This is a genomic window from Wansuia hejianensis (assembly GCF_014337215.1).
Lineage (GTDB): Bacteria > Bacillota > Clostridia > Lachnospirales > Lachnospiraceae > Scatomonas > Scatomonas hejianensis.
The window spans coordinates 1,964,762-1,980,802 of the sequence record NZ_CP060635.1 but is presented as its reverse complement, the minus strand read 5'-3'; the positions used below and the strand labels follow the sequence as shown (position 1 = coordinate 1,980,802).

The following is a 16,041-nucleotide window of genomic DNA, read 5'->3' as shown; positions in this document are numbered from 1 at the left end:
GATTCCAGTAACTGATTCAATGCTGGGTCAGGACCGGGAGGTAGATACATGAAATATAATAATATTTTAAATATTTCTATGCAGCAGATCCAGATCTTTTTAAAATGCTTCCAGTACCGGAATTATTCCAGAGTGGCGGAGGAGTATAATTTTACGCCTTCCATGATCAGCAAGACAATCCGCACTATGGAAGAAATGCTGGGCCTGCAGCTTTTTATCAGGGCCTATCACAACCTGACGCCGACGCCGGCAGCCAGAGAGCTGGCGGAAGGATGGAAAGGAGTCTGTGATATTGTGCTGGAAAGTATTTCAAAGGCTTGTGATGTACAGGAAAAGCTATCGTCCAAAATACGTATCGGCCTGCTGGAGACGACAAAATTTTGCGCGGATTATGTAATGATCAAGCTGGAGGAGCAGGCGGAGAAAAGCCTTCTGGAAGACATTCAGTGGGAGCGGCGGGACATGCATTCGCTGCCTGCTGCCCTGGATGAAGATATCTTCGATATGGTCATCACCTGGTCCGGGGAAAAACCGTACTTCCGGAATAAGGACACCAGGTGGAAGACGATTTTCCGTTCGCCTGATGCGGTATTTATAGCCCGGGGGCACCCGCTGTTCGGAAAGGAAATTCATTCCTTTGCTGATTTCCGTCCATATCCCTTTATTACGCTGTCGCCCACTGCTTATCCTCACTATTATGAATTCCTGCAAAAGATCTGTATGGAACATGGATTCTCACCGATTCTTTCCTCAATCTGCGGCAGCACGGAGTCGGCCAGATATAATCTGAATCTGGGAAAGGGCGCATATGTGGCTTCAAGCCTGATCTGCTGTGATTGGGAGAATGAAGATGTCCGCAAAATAGAGCTGGAAGGAGAGGGGAATTCTGATTTGCTGGTGGTGTGGAAATCACAGCATCTGACGCCGCGAATGAGGGAAACTATAGATATTATCACACATTGACGAAATGGAACAAAAGATTTCCGAAGGGTCGTTTTACAGGGATATTTTCCTGCCATTATAATTACAGTAACGGCAGCTGATGCTGCAAAATATCAAAGTAATGGGAGGACAAATACATGAATGGCACAGAAACTAAGTTTATGGACAAAGCATTCGGCAGATTTCAGAATCTGGGGAAGTGGCCGGAAACCGATGCGATTCTGTCGGCGCTGGTGACTGAGCTGATTCCGGAGCTCTGCGGGGTGCCTTATGATTATCTGCTGCGGGATGATCCCGTTGCAATGGCAGAATGTACACTTCTGGTACAGGAGTATCTGGACATCGACCTGATTATCGCCAACCTGGACATCTACAATTTTGAAGCGGAAGCGATGGGAGCGGAGCTGAAATTTTATCCGGATCATTGCTCTGATATCGTACGCAGCAATTATCTGATTAAAGACGAGAAGGATTTTGACAAGATCAAGTTTAAAGGCCTGGACACGGGACGTTTTCCCTATCTGATTAAATATTGCGAAGCATATAAGCAGTATACGGGAGCAGATACCTTCCCGACAATGTCCGCCCCCTGGACACTGGCAGGCAATCTCTACGGCGTTGACAATCTGATTATGGCGACCATGGAGGATCCGGAATTTGTCACAGAATTTTTGAACAGGATTGTGGATGATTTTCATGCTCCGATGTTCCGGGCGCTGGCAGAGGTGCTGCCGGGCTTTGCCACAATGTCGCTGGCTGACGCGTTTGCTTCTGTTCCGGTCGTCACTCCGAAGATCGTCAGGGAATTCATTAAGCCCAGCCTGGAACGGGAACTGGAAAAGCTGAATATGCCGGGAATTGTATTGCAGGATACGGCATTTTTCGGGACTGCGCAGCTCACAGGCACGGACAGAAAAGAATATGAAGATTTCATTGTATGGTCCAACAACATGTTTTTCTGTATTGATCCGGATCTGACTGAGCTGACCCCCGAATATGCGAGGCGGGTGGCCACGGAGCACGGGGTACCTCTGATGGCGGGAATTGCGGCAAAACAGGTGGAATTCGGCTCCATAGAAGAGACAGTCTCCATCATCAAGAATTTTGTGCTGAAGGGCAAGGACGGCCCGACACCGTTGATCTTTTTCTTCAATAACCTTTCTCCTAAGACACCCACGGATAAATTGCTGGCGGCGACGAAGGCGGTCAGAGTATTTGGAGCTCCGGGCGCAGACGGGGATACGCCCTATGAGATTCCGGAAGACAGGCCCTTTGAAGACTTTTTAAAGGAAAAGATGGAACATAATGTGGAAGGCTACGGCTTCGACTGGCTGAAAGTATCCAGGTATTCCCATCTGATGAAATAGTGGAAAGCATTATCAAGCCGCTGGTTTATATCGGGATCATTTTTCTGGCTATTGCTTTAAAACAGGCGGGTGTCTTTGGAAAAGATGATTACCGGATTCTCAGCCGGATTGTGATGAACATCACGCTGCCGCTGACTGTCGTACATGTATGCGTCGGTTTCAGACCGGAGCCTTCTATGTATTGGCTGGTCCTGATTGGATTTTTATGCGCTCTCCTTCCGATGCTCACGGCTTTTGTGGTACTTCGCAAAAAGGAGGCCGGATTGCGAGCCTTTGGCATGATTAATTCAGCGGGCGGAAATATCGGCGCATTTATTCTGCCGATTGTCCAGGTCTTTTATGGAGCGGCGGGAGCGGTGAGCTGCAGCATGTATGACATCGGGAATGCGCTGGTGATGGCGGGCGGAGGATACGCTGCGACCTGTGCGCTGCTGCACTTGAATCAGGGTGGACAGAAGGGCATTTGGCATACAGTCGGGGGATTTCTTAAAAATGTTGTTACTTCTGTGACATTTGACGCATATTTTATCATGCTGCTATTGATGGCTTGTCATGTAAGGCTTCCTGAGATCCTTGGCACTGTAACGGCGCCGTTTGCAGAGGCGAACGCTTTTGTGGCGATGTTTATGGTGGGGCTGATGTTTCAGCCGCAGAAGGATAGGGAGAAGATAAAAGCAGCCTTCCAGACCATTGGCATCCGGGTCGGCACAGCAGCGGTTCTGGCCCTAGTGATTTATTACACTCTGCCTGTTGAACCTAAGATCCGGCAGATTGCGGCCCTGTGTGCATTTGCACCGGTTGGCACGCTTGCCCCGGTATTTACAGAGAAGAGCGGCGGCGATGGAGCTCTTGCGAGTTTTTTAAATTCCATCACGGTGTTTATCAGTTTTTTCATACTGCTAATTTTAGTCGATACCATATTTTAAAAGCTTTAAGCGGGAGTCCGGCAGACCAGGTTTGCCGGACTCCCCGTTTTCTTACCACTTACCTTCTAAATCCTACCACTTGCTGAAAAACTGTTTACATTCCCGGATTCCCTGCTAGAATGGGATCATGAGGTGAGGGCAGATGAAAATACGGATTGAATTGGATGAAAGCTTGACAGAGGAAGAGGTCGTGATTTATTGCCGGCAGCTGGGCCATACAGTTTTGGAAATCCAGCGCATGGTATCCGACATCATAGAAAAAAAGAAACGTTTTCCGCTCTATCAGAAAGATAAAGAGTTTTATATCCCATTGGAAAATGTGCTGTTTTTTGAAACAGCCGAAAAAGGGATCTGCGCCCATACGGCTGAGGAGGTCTATCAGGTGAGATATAAGCTCTATGAGCTGGAAAAGATGCTTCCCGGCATCTTCATGCGAGTGTCAAAATCCACCATATTGAATACCGGGAAGATTTATTCGCTGGAAAGAAAATTGCCCATGCCCTGCGTGGTACAGTTCCAGAACAGCCATAAGCAGGTTTTTGTGTCGCGGTATTATTATAAACCCTTGCAAAACAGATTAGAGGAAGAGAGGTATTTAAAATGAAAAAGGAACGGATATTCTGGGGGATCTTTTTAGTGGTGGGAGCTGTATTTCTGATTATCAGCGGGATGCATCTCCTGCCGGGAATCCCTTTCTTCAGATTGCTGCTGACAATACTGCTGGCCGGCTGTTTGATCAAAAGCCTTCTGGTGGTGAGCTTTACCGGTATACTGTTTTCTATCGCATTTCTCTGCATCCTGCATGCAGAAGCGCTGGGCATCACAGCGATCACGCCGTGGCCTGTGCTGGGAGCGGCCCTTCTGGGGAGCATCGGGCTGAGCCTCATCTTCCCTCACAGGCACAAATACTGGAAGAACCATGTGGAGGAAGAGTTCGAAAGCGTAGATCAGGTAGACGGCAATGTGATACAATTGTCCACCAGCTTTGGCTCCAGCATCAAGTATGTGAACTCAGAGGATCTGGAGCACGTGAAACTGGAATGCAGCTTTGGTGCGATGAAGGTATATTTCGACAATGCGATAATCCAGAGCGGGAAAGCACAGCTGGATATGCACGTATCCTTCGGAGGGGTGGAGCTGTACGTCCCCAGAGGCTGGAGAGTCAGCAACCAGCTGAGGGCATCCTTCGGAGGCGTGGATGAAAAAATCAAAAACACATACGTGACAGAAGATAGCCCAACCCTCGTACTGGCCGGAAGCGTAAGCTTCTCAGGAGTGACGATATTATACGTATGATCTGCGGCAGACAGGCTTAAACATACAGTACAGATTATTATGGTTTTGTGGCGAGATAGTGGATACCCGGACGAACACGCCGGGGAATGGGACGGAGGGTGAGAGGCGGAACAGAGGGCTGGCTTCGGCCTGAAGTGATACTAACCGGCCATCAGCACCTGCGGGGAGGTACCAGGGCAAGTCCGGTAGAAATTCTGAAGAATTTCTATCCTCCGTGCCCTTCGGAACTCGTGCTTGAGGCACAAGTTCCGCCCTCCCCTCCGGCGCTGCTGCCCGGTAAGTATCACTAATCAGGCCTGCAGACGCCCTCTGTTCCGTCTCTCACCCTCCGTCCCATTCCTCGGCGTGTTCTGAGCGTTTCAGCCGATACATATGGATTCGCCACAGGCGGAGACCCCTATGGAAGCAGACGGTAGATATTGAGACAACAAGCTGTACTGGCGCGAGCCGTTGTACCGTCTGAAACAGCCAGAAAAGCTGCGCCCTCACCAGAGGCAGGAACCCCGATGATCTCAGACAAAAGACTTTGGAATTCCCATGGACTCCAACGGTAGATTCTGGAATTAACCGATGAAAAACTGGATGAATTACTGGCGCCAATAGGCCACGATCAGCCAGTGAGTACCGTCTGCAACCATACCGATGACACTTTCGGAGAACCCGGGTGAGACGTTTTAGATCACCAGAAAGGCGGGCGGCGGAGCGGAACAGAGGCTGCACCATGGATTTCTGCAGGCCTGATTAGTTCTGCTTAGCGGGCAGCAGCGCCGGAAGGGAGGGCAGGTATTGTGCCTCACGCACAATACCTGAAGGGCACGGAGGATAGAAAGACATCAGTCTTTCTACCGGACTTGCCCTGGTCCCTCCCTGTAGGTGCTGATGGCCGCTTAGCAGAACTTCAGGCCGAAGCCTTCCATGGTGCAGCCTCTGTTCCGCTCCGCCGCCCGCTTTTCGTCCGGGTATCCAAAACACCACCCCTTCCCGATCAATTGGAAGCAAAACCATAATAGTCTGGCAGTATGGAAAATAAGTTGTTCCTTTTTTGCGGCATTTGGGGTAAAATAAGTCATATAACCTCAATAAGGATGTGCGGCGATGGATAAGATCAATCTGGATGAATGGATGGCGGATATTTTGGAGAATTCCTTTGATGGAATTTATATCACCGACAATCATGCCAATACAATTCTCGTGAATAAGTCTTATGAAACAATCACAGGGCTGGACAGAGGCGAATTGCTGAACCATAATATGGAAGAGCTGGTGGAGCGTAAGGTGATCTCTGCTTCCGGGACCTTGATGGTGCTCCGGACGGGGCAGCCGGTCACGCTTCAGCAGGAGTTTAAAACAGGGAAGAAGGCTCTGATTACCAGTTCTCCGGTATTTGACAGTAAACACCAGGTGGCGCTGGTAGTTACTAATGTGCGTGATCTGACAGAGATCTATAATTTGAAAGTCGAATTGAAAAAGAACAGCAAGCAGCAGACGATCCTTCAGAAAGAGCTGGAGCATATGAGGGAACAGTTCCTAAATCAGGATGTGGTTGCGGACGACATGCGGACCCTGGAGACACTCCGGATGGTGGACAAAGTGAAGCGGCTGGATACCACTGTTACCCTGGTGGGAGAGACCGGAGTCGGCAAAGAAGTGTTTGCGAAGTATATCCATCAGGGAAGCGCGAGAAGCAGTTATCCGTTTATTAAGGTGAACTGCGCTACAATTCCTGAGAATCTCATGGAAAGTGAGCTTTTCGGCTATGAAAAAGGAGCTTTTACAGGGGCGGACCGCCATGGAAAGGCGGGCTTATTTGAGGTGGCGGACAAGGGGACTATTTTCCTGGATGAGATTGGGGAACTGCCGCTGAATATGCAGGTGAAGCTGCTGCGTGTGATTCAGGAGCGGGAGATCAAGCGGGTGGGCGGTGTGAAGCCCATTCATCTGGACGTGCGCATACTGGCGGCAACCAACCGGGACCTGGAAGAGATGTTGAAGGAAGGCCGTTTCCGTGAGGACCTGTATTACCGTCTGATGGTATTTCCCATCCGCGTTCCGCCGCTGCGGGAGCGTATGGATGATATCAGCGGTCTGACAGAGCTTTTCCTCCGCCAGCTGAACCGGAAGTACGGGACGGACAAACGGTTTTCCCGGGAGGCGCTGCAGATCCTGCTGGAATACCAGTGGCCAGGGAACATCCGAGAATTAAAGAATGTGGTGGAACGGGCATATATCATAAGCAGCGAAGACTGGATTTTGCCGAACTGCCTTCCCATGATACAGAACCGGACCAGAGAGGCAGGAACCTTCGGGGGAATGCCCGCGGGGTTCGGACTTTCGGCTTACCTTGAACAGCTGGAATGGAATTATATTAACGAAGCCTATGAAAAATACGGAAATATCCGGGATGCGGCAGCCAGCCTCGGGATGGCGGCGGCAACTTTTGCAAGGAAGAAGAATAAGCATGTTAAAGACTGAACTCACGCAAAAACAGATAGTGACCCAGCAGATGGTGCAATCGGCAGCTATCCTGCAGATGAGCGCACAGGAGCTGGAGCTGTACCTGCAGGATCTGGCGCTGGAGAATCCGGTTGTAGAGCTGGAAGAAGCGCCGCCCCAGGAGGATCTTCAGCAGATGGAACTGCAGAGGAAGATTGACTGGCTGGAAGAGGCCGATTATCAGAACCGGGCGTATTACCAGGAGGACAGGACGGCGGCAGGAAGTAAGGAAGATGCCTGGCACAGTTCCGATGCTCAGGAACAGAGCCTTTCTGAATATTTGCGCCTGCAGCTTCTGCCGGGAACTTACAGCCGTCAGGATTGGAGGATCCTGGAGTACCTGATCGAGTCTCTGGATGCACGGGGCTATTTTACAGACGGCATACGGACAGCGGCAGAAGTGCTGCACGTATCAGAAGAGAAAGTGAAAGCCATGCTGGAAGTCATTCAGGGCCTGGAGCCTGCCGGTATCGGCGCCGCGGATCTGCGGGAATGCCTGCTGCTCCAGCTGCGCGGCAGACAGGAGGATACCTGGCTGGCAGAGAAGATCGTGGAGTCTTATCTGGGAGAAATGGGCAAGAATCACCTGAAGGAAATTGCCAGGACGCTGCATGCCACCCGTGAACAGGTGCAGGAGGCATGCCGGATGATACGAAGCCTGCATCCCAAGCCGGGAAGCGTCTTTTACACGGGAGAATCTCCGGGGTACATCCGGCCGGATGCGCTTGTATTAAAAGAACATGATTCGGAGGCCACTTTCCGCATCATCATCCGGGAGGGTATATCCGGCACTTTTCGGATCAGTGAATATTATCAGGCTTTGGAGAAAGAAACCGATGATCCGGAAACACGCCATTACCTGAAAGCAAAACTGTCCCAGGCTTTTTCTGTTGCGCGGGATATAGAGACGCGGAAAATCACGTTATACCGGGTGGTGGGCGCTATAGTCAACCGCCAGTCAGGCTTCTTCTCTGGCAGCGAAAATCATAAAAAGCCGTTAAGGCTGTCGGATTTGGCTGAGGATCTGGAAGTCCATGAGTCAACTGTCAGCAGGGCGCTGAAGGGCAAATATCTTCAGTGCAGCCGCGGCGTATTTCCTCTGAGGTACTTTTTGACAGGAGTGGCTGTCGCTGACAGGGAAAGCGATGAAGGGCAGACCCCGGAGGAGGTAAAGGAGGCAATCCGAAAGATTGTGGAGGCGGAGGACAAGCGAAAGCCTCTGAATGACGGCGAGATCCAGGCCAGGCTGGCCGGGCAGAACATACATATCGCCAGAAGGACGGTGAATAAATACCGGCAGGAATTAGGAATCACAGATAAGGCTGGAAGAAGAATCTGGTAATGACAGCCTGCCAGCGCATTCACTGGGGCAGGCTGCCATATTTGATCTTTCCGGCTGCCGTGCGGGGAATAGAAGCTATGAAGCTAACCTGAAAACAAGCCGTGGATAAATTCGTGTGATCGGACAGGAACCAGGAGATTGCGTCTGCAGTCTCCTGGCTTTTTTCTGTTTTAGCCACATAGATCCTGACCGCTTCATCGGTTCCGGCGCATGCAAATTCCCACAGGGGCCATTTCCGGGCCAGAAGCTGTTCCAGATTATCCAGGCTGAGACGCTTTCCCGCTATTTTTAAAAATCGTTTTAATCGTCCGGTGATATAATAGAAACCGTCCGTATCCCGGCGGGCAAGATCTCCGGTGAGCAGGCAGCCCTGGTGCTCGTCTCCTCTGGTTAGATCAAGGGCAGTTTCGGCGTAGCCCAGAGAGACATTTTCCCCCCAATAGACCAGTTGGCCCTCCCGTCCGGCTTCCGGAATGAGTTGATTCTCTTCGTCCCATAATTCAAAGCGCCCTCCGGGTATGGAAATACCGATACTGCCTTTCTTGGCGAGACACATGCTCCAGGGGAGGTAGGACATCCGTGCGGTAGCTTCTGTCTGGCCGTACATGATGTAAAAGCGCAGATTCCGTTCTTCGGCCAGCTTCCCAAAGTATTCCTGCAGGGAAGGAGAAAGCCTGCCGCCCGCCTGAGTCATAACCCGCAGGCTGGGCAATTCCATAGAGGAGAAGTGAAGGCGGCGGAGGATTTCATAAGAATAGGGAACGCCTGCCAGCGAAGAACCATTTTCCCGGCGGAAAAAGTCCCAGAATTCCCGTTCAACGAAGGAGCGTTCAGTCGCCAGGATAGCAGCGCCGGCCAGTAAATGACTGTTGAGGACGGATAAGCCATAGGTGTACTCCATGGGCAAGGTGGTGACAGGGCGGTCAGATTGGGAGATCTCCAGATAAGAAGCTATGGAGGCGGCGTTACTCTGCAGATTCCGGCGGCTGAGACGCACGAGTTTAGGGCTTCCGGTGCTTCCGGAAGTCGTCAGAAGCAGCGCCAGATCCGGATGCATGGAAGGGCCTTCGGCCCGGAGCTGCATCAGTGCAAAACCATCATCCTGCCACAGAAGAATAGCCTCAGGAAATTCAACGGTCCGTTCTATAGGAAGAAAAATGAGATTAGGGCCATAAGAGGACTCCAGGCGGGAGAGGTCATCCGGATGAACCTGTTCATCCAGAAGCAACGGAACCAGACGCATGCGAAGGCATCCCAGATAGACAGCGATGCAGTCCGGGTGGTTCCTGCAGAGCAGAAACAGAAGGCTGCCGGAAGGGGCCGTGGATAAAATCTGCTCCTGAAGGGTGTAGATTTCTCTGTAGGTGTATGAGCGTTTTTCCTGAGAATCCACAATAAGCATGGTACGTTCGTAAAAAGATTCATTTTTATCAAAAAAATACATGGACGTTTCCTCCTCTGGTCAAGAGTGCTTTGAAAGCAGCAGCAGAAGATCCTTTCGGTCCCAGATAGTATCGAATTGCAGGGCTTCGCCCGGCACGACGATCCGGTCGATCCAATGGCAGCCGTTGTCATCCAAAGCTTTGCGAAAAGCCGCGGGAGTGATGCCCGCGGATACTGCCGTCTGAACTGTGGCGTTCAGATAGGGGACCAGATCCGGCAATCCGGCCAGTTCCAGTTCAAAGAAGAGGCCAAACCGCCCGTTCCAGGTATCAATAGGAGCGGAAATACCGCGTGTATCCGATAAATCGGTGGCAGTTGCGGAGGCTGGACGGAAAGGGCAGACCCACAGATGATTTCCATATTGCTCCACAGGCGCCAGCCCGTCTAAAAGTATTTGGTTGAGGCAGAGCGTATGGTATTTCTCCATGACCTTCCAGGGGTCCGGCGCGTATCTTTCCGCCTCTCGGCTCAGAGACGTCCAAAATGCGGTCTTTACGGCTTGGACACGGGCGCCGGGAAGTAAGCCGGTCAGCCAGAATACGGTCTTTGGACTGGAACAGGCATTCTGATCTGCCTCATAAGTATCCTGATAAAAATGGCGCGCCAGCATCTGAAAGTCTTCGTCATCCATCTGTTCCAAAAATGAGACATCAAATACGGCGATTGAATACCGGCCCGGAAACAGAAGATCCAGACAATTGTCGGATGCCGGAATCGAATGGATTTTCCTGACCGTGGAGTTGCTGCCCCAGAGCAGCCTGGCGCTGCAGCCGGAGGACAAAGCTGTGATCAAATCGTTATCATGAGGAAAGGTAACGAAACTATTGGAACGGCGTAAGGATTCAAATTCCGGCAACGCCAGCAAATTTTCGATCTGGCCGCAGAGCCAGAGAGCTTCCGGAAAAGATTTTCCGGAGAGGCGTACCAGATTGGAGTTGCCTGCCAGCAGGGAAGCCGCAAAGGAGTAAGCGAACATAACCGGCATGTTGGAGGGAGCGATGTGGAGAACCAGGCCGAGGCCCTGTCTGGAAGAAGGCGCGGATTCTAAAAGGCGTTTTTTCAGGGAGTGTAAATGGCTTTTGCGGCACCAGAAGCCGAAGGCGTAGACATCCGGATAATTGCGCGCCTCCTGATTGCCCAGAATGTTCTGGGACAATTTTTGCAGGAATCCCTCTGCCTGCTGTGAAAAGGCCGGAAAGACCTCTGTATGAGGAGGATATGTCCCGGCCAGTACCTGCACAGAAGGAGTTGGCATCCTGTCTGGTTCCGGGATAGAGGGCGCAGGTAATTCAACGGTATCACTGCAGCCCCGGATCACGGCTTGGGGAATCCGGCCGTCCACGGTGAAATATCTGCCTTTCCGGCCGCAGGGGCAATCGTCCGTGCCGAGCAAACGGCCCAGGTCTTCCGTCAGAATGCAGTGGCCCGGATAGGAATGGGGAAGAAACGACCGCAGGGCGATCAGACCCTGCTCCCGGATTCCGCAGGGCGTAAAATCTGAGGGCCGGAGTATTTCCACATCAGAATAGAGGCTGGCATGGAGATGCCCGCATTCACATTCCATAAAAATGCTGCCGGTCTGCTCCACCATTCCATAATAATTTGTAACTTTTGTAATCCCGCAGAGAGAGCGGAGGGCATCTTTGAAGGTATCGGATGAAACGGCCTGATCCTTCATCTTTTTCCAGCCGCCTCCATGAATGAGATGGACGTTGGATAGATCCCAGGCTTTTCCGAAGTGAGACAGTGCCGGGCAAAACCGGCTCCATATGATAGAAGTGAAGCCGAAGGCAAATGCCGGCGCCCCTGCGGTCTCTTCTATAAAACGCTCCAGCTCGGAAAACCGGACATTCATGTGCTCATCCAACAGGTAATAGCGCCGGGAGGAAAGCGCGGAAAATCCCAGAATACCGGCGCCCCTGGCGGAAAAGCTGGAAGGATCGGACAGGGCGGAGGGGGAATCGAGGATCAGCATAGGAAGCCTGCGCGGGCCCAGAAAATCCCCTGCAATGGAGCAGAGGGCTTTCCGCTGCCCGGCAGCCGTTTCTCCGTCCAGGAAAATCCGGGAAACTGACTGCCCCGAAGTGCCGGAAGAAGTCATCTGAAGAGATGCCGTTTCCGCGGGCACACTGATTAAATCCACAGTCTTAAACAGTGATACCGGGAGATATGGTGCTTCCTGTGAGAGATTCCGGCAAATACGGTCATAAGGCTTGCAGTGTGTTCGATGATAAGCGGTTAATTCCTGTATGGTTTTCGCAAAAAAAGCCTCTTTTTCATCCTGTGGGACGGAAAAAGGCTTCTGGCTGCAGAATTCGTCTCTAGTCATAGGGAATTCCTTTCCTTTGTCAGTGTATATGGAGAGCCATGGCCCGGATAAATATGCAGTCCGTCCGGAAGACGGCTGAGCCATGGACGGGTGACGGCTTCGTAATCAGAGGTACAGCTGGTGCGCAGGGACAGATTGGGCTTTTCTCCAGGGATCAGATAGTCTCCGGAAAAGAGTACCTCCTGATCCATCAGAATGACGCAGCTTCCGGGAGAATGGCCCGGACAGCGGTATAGTTCAAAAAGGTGATCCTGCCAGCGGAAGGAATAGGTTTCGTCAAATACGATATCAGCCGGCCGGCAGCGAAATGCTTCATGGCGTACTTCCGACAGGAAGCCTGTGCGAAAATAGACGAACAGATCGTAGATATTCGACAGATTTTCCGATTCCTCCGTCAGAGCGCCGCTGCAGCAGCGGGAGGCGATGACTGGGATTTGCCAGCTCTCCCGGACCTCTTCCAGCGCTGTAATGTGGTCAAAATGTTCATGGGTCAGCAGAATCAGCTCCGGCCTGCCGCCAAAGGATAAAAGGGTATCCTGAATCTGCCGGAAATCATTGGGATCAATCAGGAGTACATGGCTGTGCTCATCCAGCAGATAGCAGACACTGGTTGTGGTATTAGAAGTAAGCGCAGTGATCATACGCGTTTATATCCCCTTCTCTGCGGATTCATTCGGTAACGTCTACTCCGTATTTGGCCAGAATTTCTTTTCCCTTCTCATAGGACGACAGATCGAGCATGTCCACGGTATCCAGCTGGATCATAAAGGTTTCTTCCAGGTCTGTCACCAGGTCAATGTGCCGCATGGAATCCCACTGTTTGATTCCATGGTACTTCAGGCCCGGTAAATCTTCCTTTGTCACTTTCAGATTTAGTATAAAGATGCGATCATATTTTTGTGCGTTTGTCATATAAGTTTACCTCGTATAATAGAATGGCCGTCTGGCGTCACATCTCCTGCTGCGGAGGATTTGGCCGGACGGTAAAAAAATGCTTGGACATCATCTGGCGGTAGGTGGCAGACACGGCCAGCGAACCACCCTCAAGGGTGCAGGTTCCGGTAAAAGTACCCGTGTAAAAGTTTTTATGCTCTGTATATTCCCGGAAGCAAATCTCAGCGGTCACTGTATCTCCCGGAAAAACCGGACGCAGATACTCCACATGCTCTTCCAGAAGAATGGTTCCGCTGCCGGGCAGGCGGGCGCCCATGAGAGCGGACAGGAGGCTGCTGACCAGAATCCCCTGCACGATAGGACGGTGGAAAAGCCCCTGGGAAGCCACCGCCGAGGGAATATGTATTTCGTTGGTATCCCCTGTTAACCTGGAGAATGCTGCCGTATCTGAAAACGTAAAAGTTTTCTGTAATGTAGCAGTGTCTCCGACCGAACAGTGCTGTATTCTGGAGGAGGAAGCATCTGTGCAAAGCGCCTGAAGCCTGGTACGCAGCTGGAAGAAGTCCTTCGGCTGTGTCAGACGGACCACCTCTTTGGCAGGCAGTTCAGTGTCTGCTCCGCACGCAACCGGGCAGCCATTGACGGTGATCCAGAGCGGGCAGTAGACGGAGGTGTCATAAATAAATGAAATCCCGGGAAATTCTTTAATCAGCTCCGTTACCATGCGGCTCCGGTCGTATCTTGGATTACAGCCGCCGCAATACTTTATTCCGACAGAGATCATGGAAACTCGTGCCTCAGAATTTTTTTTGCAAAAGACAGGAGCTCCGGGTTTGTCTCCTGAATCAGAATAACCTTCCGGATCTCCGGCAGTTCCTCCTTCAGGGGAGGCTCTATGAGCTCCTCCAGGGTTTGCATGGCAGAAGGACAATTTGAGCATTTTCCCAGAAGCCGTACTTTGCATATTCCATCTTCATAAGATACCAGCTGAATGTTGCCCTCATGCTCCAGAAGGGAGGGCTGAACTTTTTTCTCTATAATTTTCCTGATTTTTTCTTCTATATTCATTTTTTCTCCGGATTATACCTTAAAAGTTGCATGTAATATTTTTTTCACATCTATTATAGTAGCAAATAACATGCCAGTATAAACGATGAAAATAAACAATTTTTAAGAGCCTAAATCAAAGAATCTCTAAAATATGGGAAAATTTGCATTGTCATTGTATCAGTAATGAGACAAAAAATAAAATATGTTCCATAAATGGTACAAAAGAAATGATTGTGATAAAACGGTGAAAAGATGCAAGTGAGAGGTAAAAAAGTGAAATATATGAAAATTTATAGGAAAATAGGAAACGGGGAAATGAGGAAAAAAACTGGCATGAGAATTGCTGATATAATAGGATACAGTCTTTGGAGAAGGACTATAAAAAAATACTACTATATAATACGAGGGAGTGCGTAATATGGCGTTGATGACAGGGAAAGAGTATGTGGAAAGTATTCGTAAAATGAACATGCAGGTGTATATGTTTGGTGAGAAGGTGGAGAATCCGGTGGATCATCCGATTTTACGGCCGTCCCTGAACTCGGTGAGGATGACGTATGACCTGGCGCAGATGCCGGAGTATGAGAACCTGATGACGGCCACGTCGCCGTTTACCGGAGGGAAGGTCAACCGGTTTACACATATACATATGAGCACGGAAGATCTGAAGAATAAAGTAAAGATGCAGAGGCTTTGCGGCCAGAAGACAGCGGCCTGTTTCCAGAGATGTGTGGGCATGGATGCTTTTAATGCCGTATACAGTACGACCTATGAGTGTGACCAGTCCCATGGCACCAAATACCATGAAAATTTTGTGAAATTTCTGAAATATGCCCAGGAGAATGACCTGACGGTTGACGGAGCTATGACAGACCCCAAGGGTGACCGTTCCAGGGCTCCCCATGCCCAGGAAGATCCGGATCTGTTCCTGAGGGTTGTAGAGAGAAGAGAAGACGGTATCGTAGTGCGCGGAGCGAAGGCACATCAGACAGGTATCATCAACTCCCATGAAGTCATTGTCATGCCGACCATCGCCATGGGGGAGGACGATAAGGATTACGCCGTATCTTTTGCCGTTCCGGTGGATACCGAGGGAATCTTCATGATCATCGGACGTCAGTCCTGCGATACAAGGAAGCTGGAAGAGGGAAGCCTGGATGTGGGCAATCCTGAATTTGGCGGCGTGGAAGCGCTGACTGTATTTGATGATGTATTTGTGCCCAATGACCGGATTTTCCTGAACGGCGAATATGAGTACGCGGGCGTGATGGTAGAGCGGTTCGCCGGATATCACAGGCAGTCCTACGGCGGATGCAAGGTAGGGGTCGGTGACGTGCTGATCGGCGCGGCGGCAGTTGCGGCGGATTACAACGGATGCCCGAAGGCGTCCCACATCAAAGATAAAATTATTGAGATGCAGCATCTGAACGAGACTTTATATTGCTGTGGAATCGCCTGCTCGACAGAAGGAACGAAGACGGCGTCCGGCAACTATATCATTGACCTGCTGCTGGCCAATGTGTGCAAGCAGAATATTACCAGATTCCCCTATGAGATCGCGCGGCTGGCAGAGGATATTGCTGGCGGCCTGATGGTAACCGCTCCGGCGGAGAAGGATTTCCGTGATCCGAAGATGGGGCCGGTCATTGAAAAATATTTTAAGGGCAGGGCGGATGTGTCCACGGAAAACCGCCTGAAGATCATGCGCCTCATCGAGAATCTGACCCTGGGAACGGCCGCGGTCGGTTACCGTACGGAATCCATGCATGGAGCGGGCTCTCCCCAGGCACAGAGAATTATGATTTCCCGCCAGGGCAATCTGGCCATGAAAAAAGCGTTGGCGAAAGCGATCGCACATGTTGAGGAGTAATACATACGGTAGTATAAATTAAAAAAGAAGTCAGAATCACAATGTGCATAGAGTGTTTTACAGGATAATGGGGGTGTACCAAAAAGTAT

Annotated in this window: 14 protein-coding genes; 8 read left to right on the top strand and 6 right to left on the bottom strand. The window is 50.7% G+C overall.

Annotated elements, in window-relative coordinates; all coding sequences use genetic code 11:
- Window positions 1-48 precede the first annotated feature (48 nt).
- The 7 genes from H9Q79_RS08970 to rpoN all read left to right on the top strand — a co-directional run bounded on the left by H9Q79_RS08970 (window position 49) and on the right by rpoN (window position 8,366).
- Window positions 49-963, top strand: a complete 915-nt coding sequence (locus H9Q79_RS08970; RefSeq protein WP_118643465.1) for a LysR family transcriptional regulator — start codon at window positions 49-51, stop codon at window positions 961-963.
- A 116-nt stretch (window positions 964-1,079) separates the two neighbouring features.
- Window positions 1,080-2,309, top strand: coding sequence for a uroporphyrinogen decarboxylase family protein (locus H9Q79_RS08965; RefSeq protein ID WP_249328117.1), 1,230 nt, complete (start codon window positions 1,080-1,082; stop codon window positions 2,307-2,309).
- The gene (locus H9Q79_RS08960) at window positions 2,309-3,235 is read left to right on the top strand and encodes an AEC family transporter (RefSeq protein WP_249328116.1); all 927 of its coding nucleotides are present in this window, start codon (window positions 2,309-2,311) and stop codon (window positions 3,233-3,235) included. Before H9Q79_RS08965 ends, H9Q79_RS08960 begins: the two co-directional genes overlap by 1 nt.
- 142 nt (window positions 3,236-3,377) lie before the next feature.
- Complete coding sequence (locus tag H9Q79_RS08955; RefSeq protein ID WP_118643475.1) at window positions 3,378-3,839, top strand: LytTR family DNA-binding domain-containing protein; 462 nt, start codon at window positions 3,378-3,380, stop codon at window positions 3,837-3,839.
- Complete coding sequence (locus tag H9Q79_RS08950; protein ID WP_118643477.1) at window positions 3,836-4,531, top strand: LiaF transmembrane domain-containing protein; 696 nt, start codon at window positions 3,836-3,838, stop codon at window positions 4,529-4,531. The genes H9Q79_RS08955 and H9Q79_RS08950 overlap by 4 nt, the downstream gene beginning before the upstream one ends.
- A 1,095-nt stretch (window positions 4,532-5,626) precedes the next feature.
- Complete coding sequence (locus tag H9Q79_RS08945; RefSeq protein ID WP_118646968.1) at window positions 5,627-7,003, top strand: sigma-54 interaction domain-containing protein; 1,377 nt, start codon at window positions 5,627-5,629, stop codon at window positions 7,001-7,003.
- A complete protein-coding gene (rpoN, locus tag H9Q79_RS08940) occupies window positions 6,990-8,366 on the top strand; it encodes an RNA polymerase factor sigma-54 (protein ID WP_249329677.1) in 1,377 nt (458 codons plus the stop codon). Before H9Q79_RS08945 ends, rpoN begins: the two co-directional genes overlap by 14 nt.
- Window positions 8,367-8,385: 19 nt before the next feature.
- Here rpoN and H9Q79_RS08935 read toward each other — a convergent pair whose 3' ends face one another.
- From H9Q79_RS08935 to H9Q79_RS08910, 6 genes are read right to left on the bottom strand one after another with little or no spacing between them, the layout of a single operon-like run.
- Window positions 8,386-9,810, bottom strand: coding sequence for an AMP-binding protein (locus H9Q79_RS08935; RefSeq protein ID WP_249329676.1), 1,425 nt, complete (start codon window positions 9,808-9,810; stop codon window positions 8,386-8,388).
- An 18-nt stretch (window positions 9,811-9,828) separates the two neighbouring features.
- Window positions 9,829-12,138, bottom strand: a complete 2,310-nt coding sequence (locus H9Q79_RS08930; protein ID WP_118646974.1) for a LuxE/PaaK family acyltransferase — start codon at window positions 12,136-12,138, stop codon at window positions 9,829-9,831.
- Entirely contained in the window at window positions 12,135-12,779 is a 645-nt protein-coding gene (locus tag H9Q79_RS08925; RefSeq protein ID WP_118646976.1) for an MBL fold metallo-hydrolase, read from the bottom strand. Before H9Q79_RS08925 ends, H9Q79_RS08930 begins: the two co-directional genes overlap by 4 nt.
- Before the next feature lie 28 nt (window positions 12,780-12,807).
- Window positions 12,808-13,050 (bottom strand): acyl carrier protein, encoded by a 243-nt coding sequence (locus H9Q79_RS08920; protein WP_118646978.1) that lies wholly within the window; start codon window positions 13,048-13,050, stop codon window positions 12,808-12,810.
- Between the two features lie 37 nt (window positions 13,051-13,087).
- On the bottom strand, window positions 13,088-13,816 hold the full coding sequence (locus H9Q79_RS08915; protein ID WP_249329675.1) for a MaoC family dehydratase: 729 nt from the start codon (window positions 13,814-13,816) through the stop codon (window positions 13,088-13,090).
- Window positions 13,813-14,100: a NifU family protein gene (locus H9Q79_RS08910; protein ID WP_249329674.1), complete on the bottom strand. Its 288-nt coding sequence runs from the start codon at window positions 14,098-14,100 to the stop codon at window positions 13,813-13,815. Before H9Q79_RS08910 ends, H9Q79_RS08915 begins: the two co-directional genes overlap by 4 nt.
- A 400-nt stretch (window positions 14,101-14,500) precedes the next feature.
- Between H9Q79_RS08910 and H9Q79_RS08905 the strand changes: the two genes are divergently transcribed.
- Entirely contained in the window at window positions 14,501-15,952 is a 1,452-nt protein-coding gene (locus H9Q79_RS08905; RefSeq protein ID WP_249329673.1) for a 4-hydroxyphenylacetate 3-hydroxylase family protein, read from the top strand.
- Window positions 15,953-16,041: the final 89 nt, after the last annotated feature.

Coding starts and splice junctions, on each gene's coding strand:
- H9Q79_RS08965 (WP_249328117.1), top strand. CDS start 1,080: ATGAATGGCACAGAAACTAAGTTTATGGACAAAGCATTCGGCAGATTT.
- H9Q79_RS08970 (WP_118643465.1), top strand. CDS start 49: ATGAAATATAATAATATTTTAAATATTTCTATGCAGCAGATCCAGATC.
- H9Q79_RS08920 (WP_118646978.1), bottom strand. CDS start 13,050: ATGACAAACGCACAAAAATATGATCGCATCTTTATACTAAATCTGAAA.
- H9Q79_RS08945 (WP_118646968.1), top strand. CDS start 5,627: ATGGATAAGATCAATCTGGATGAATGGATGGCGGATATTTTGGAGAAT.
- H9Q79_RS08910 (WP_249329674.1), bottom strand. CDS start 14,100: ATGAATATAGAAGAAAAAATCAGGAAAATTATAGAGAAAAAAGTTCAG.
- H9Q79_RS08925 (WP_118646976.1), bottom strand. CDS start 12,779: ATGATCACTGCGCTTACTTCTAATACCACAACCAGTGTCTGCTATCTG.
- H9Q79_RS08950 (WP_118643477.1), top strand. CDS start 3,836: ATGAAAAAGGAACGGATATTCTGGGGGATCTTTTTAGTGGTGGGAGCT.
- H9Q79_RS08935 (WP_249329676.1), bottom strand. CDS start 9,810: ATGTATTTTTTTGATAAAAATGAATCTTTTTACGAACGTACCATGCTT.
- H9Q79_RS08915 (WP_249329675.1), bottom strand. CDS start 13,816: ATGATCTCTGTCGGAATAAAGTATTGCGGCGGCTGTAATCCAAGATAC.
- H9Q79_RS08930 (WP_118646974.1), bottom strand. CDS start 12,138: ATGACTAGAGACGAATTCTGCAGCCAGAAGCCTTTTTCCGTCCCACAG.
- H9Q79_RS08955 (WP_118643475.1), top strand. CDS start 3,378: ATGAAAATACGGATTGAATTGGATGAAAGCTTGACAGAGGAAGAGGTC.
- H9Q79_RS08905 (WP_249329673.1), top strand. CDS start 14,501: ATGGCGTTGATGACAGGGAAAGAGTATGTGGAAAGTATTCGTAAAATG.
- rpoN (WP_249329677.1), top strand. CDS start 6,990: ATGTTAAAGACTGAACTCACGCAAAAACAGATAGTGACCCAGCAGATG.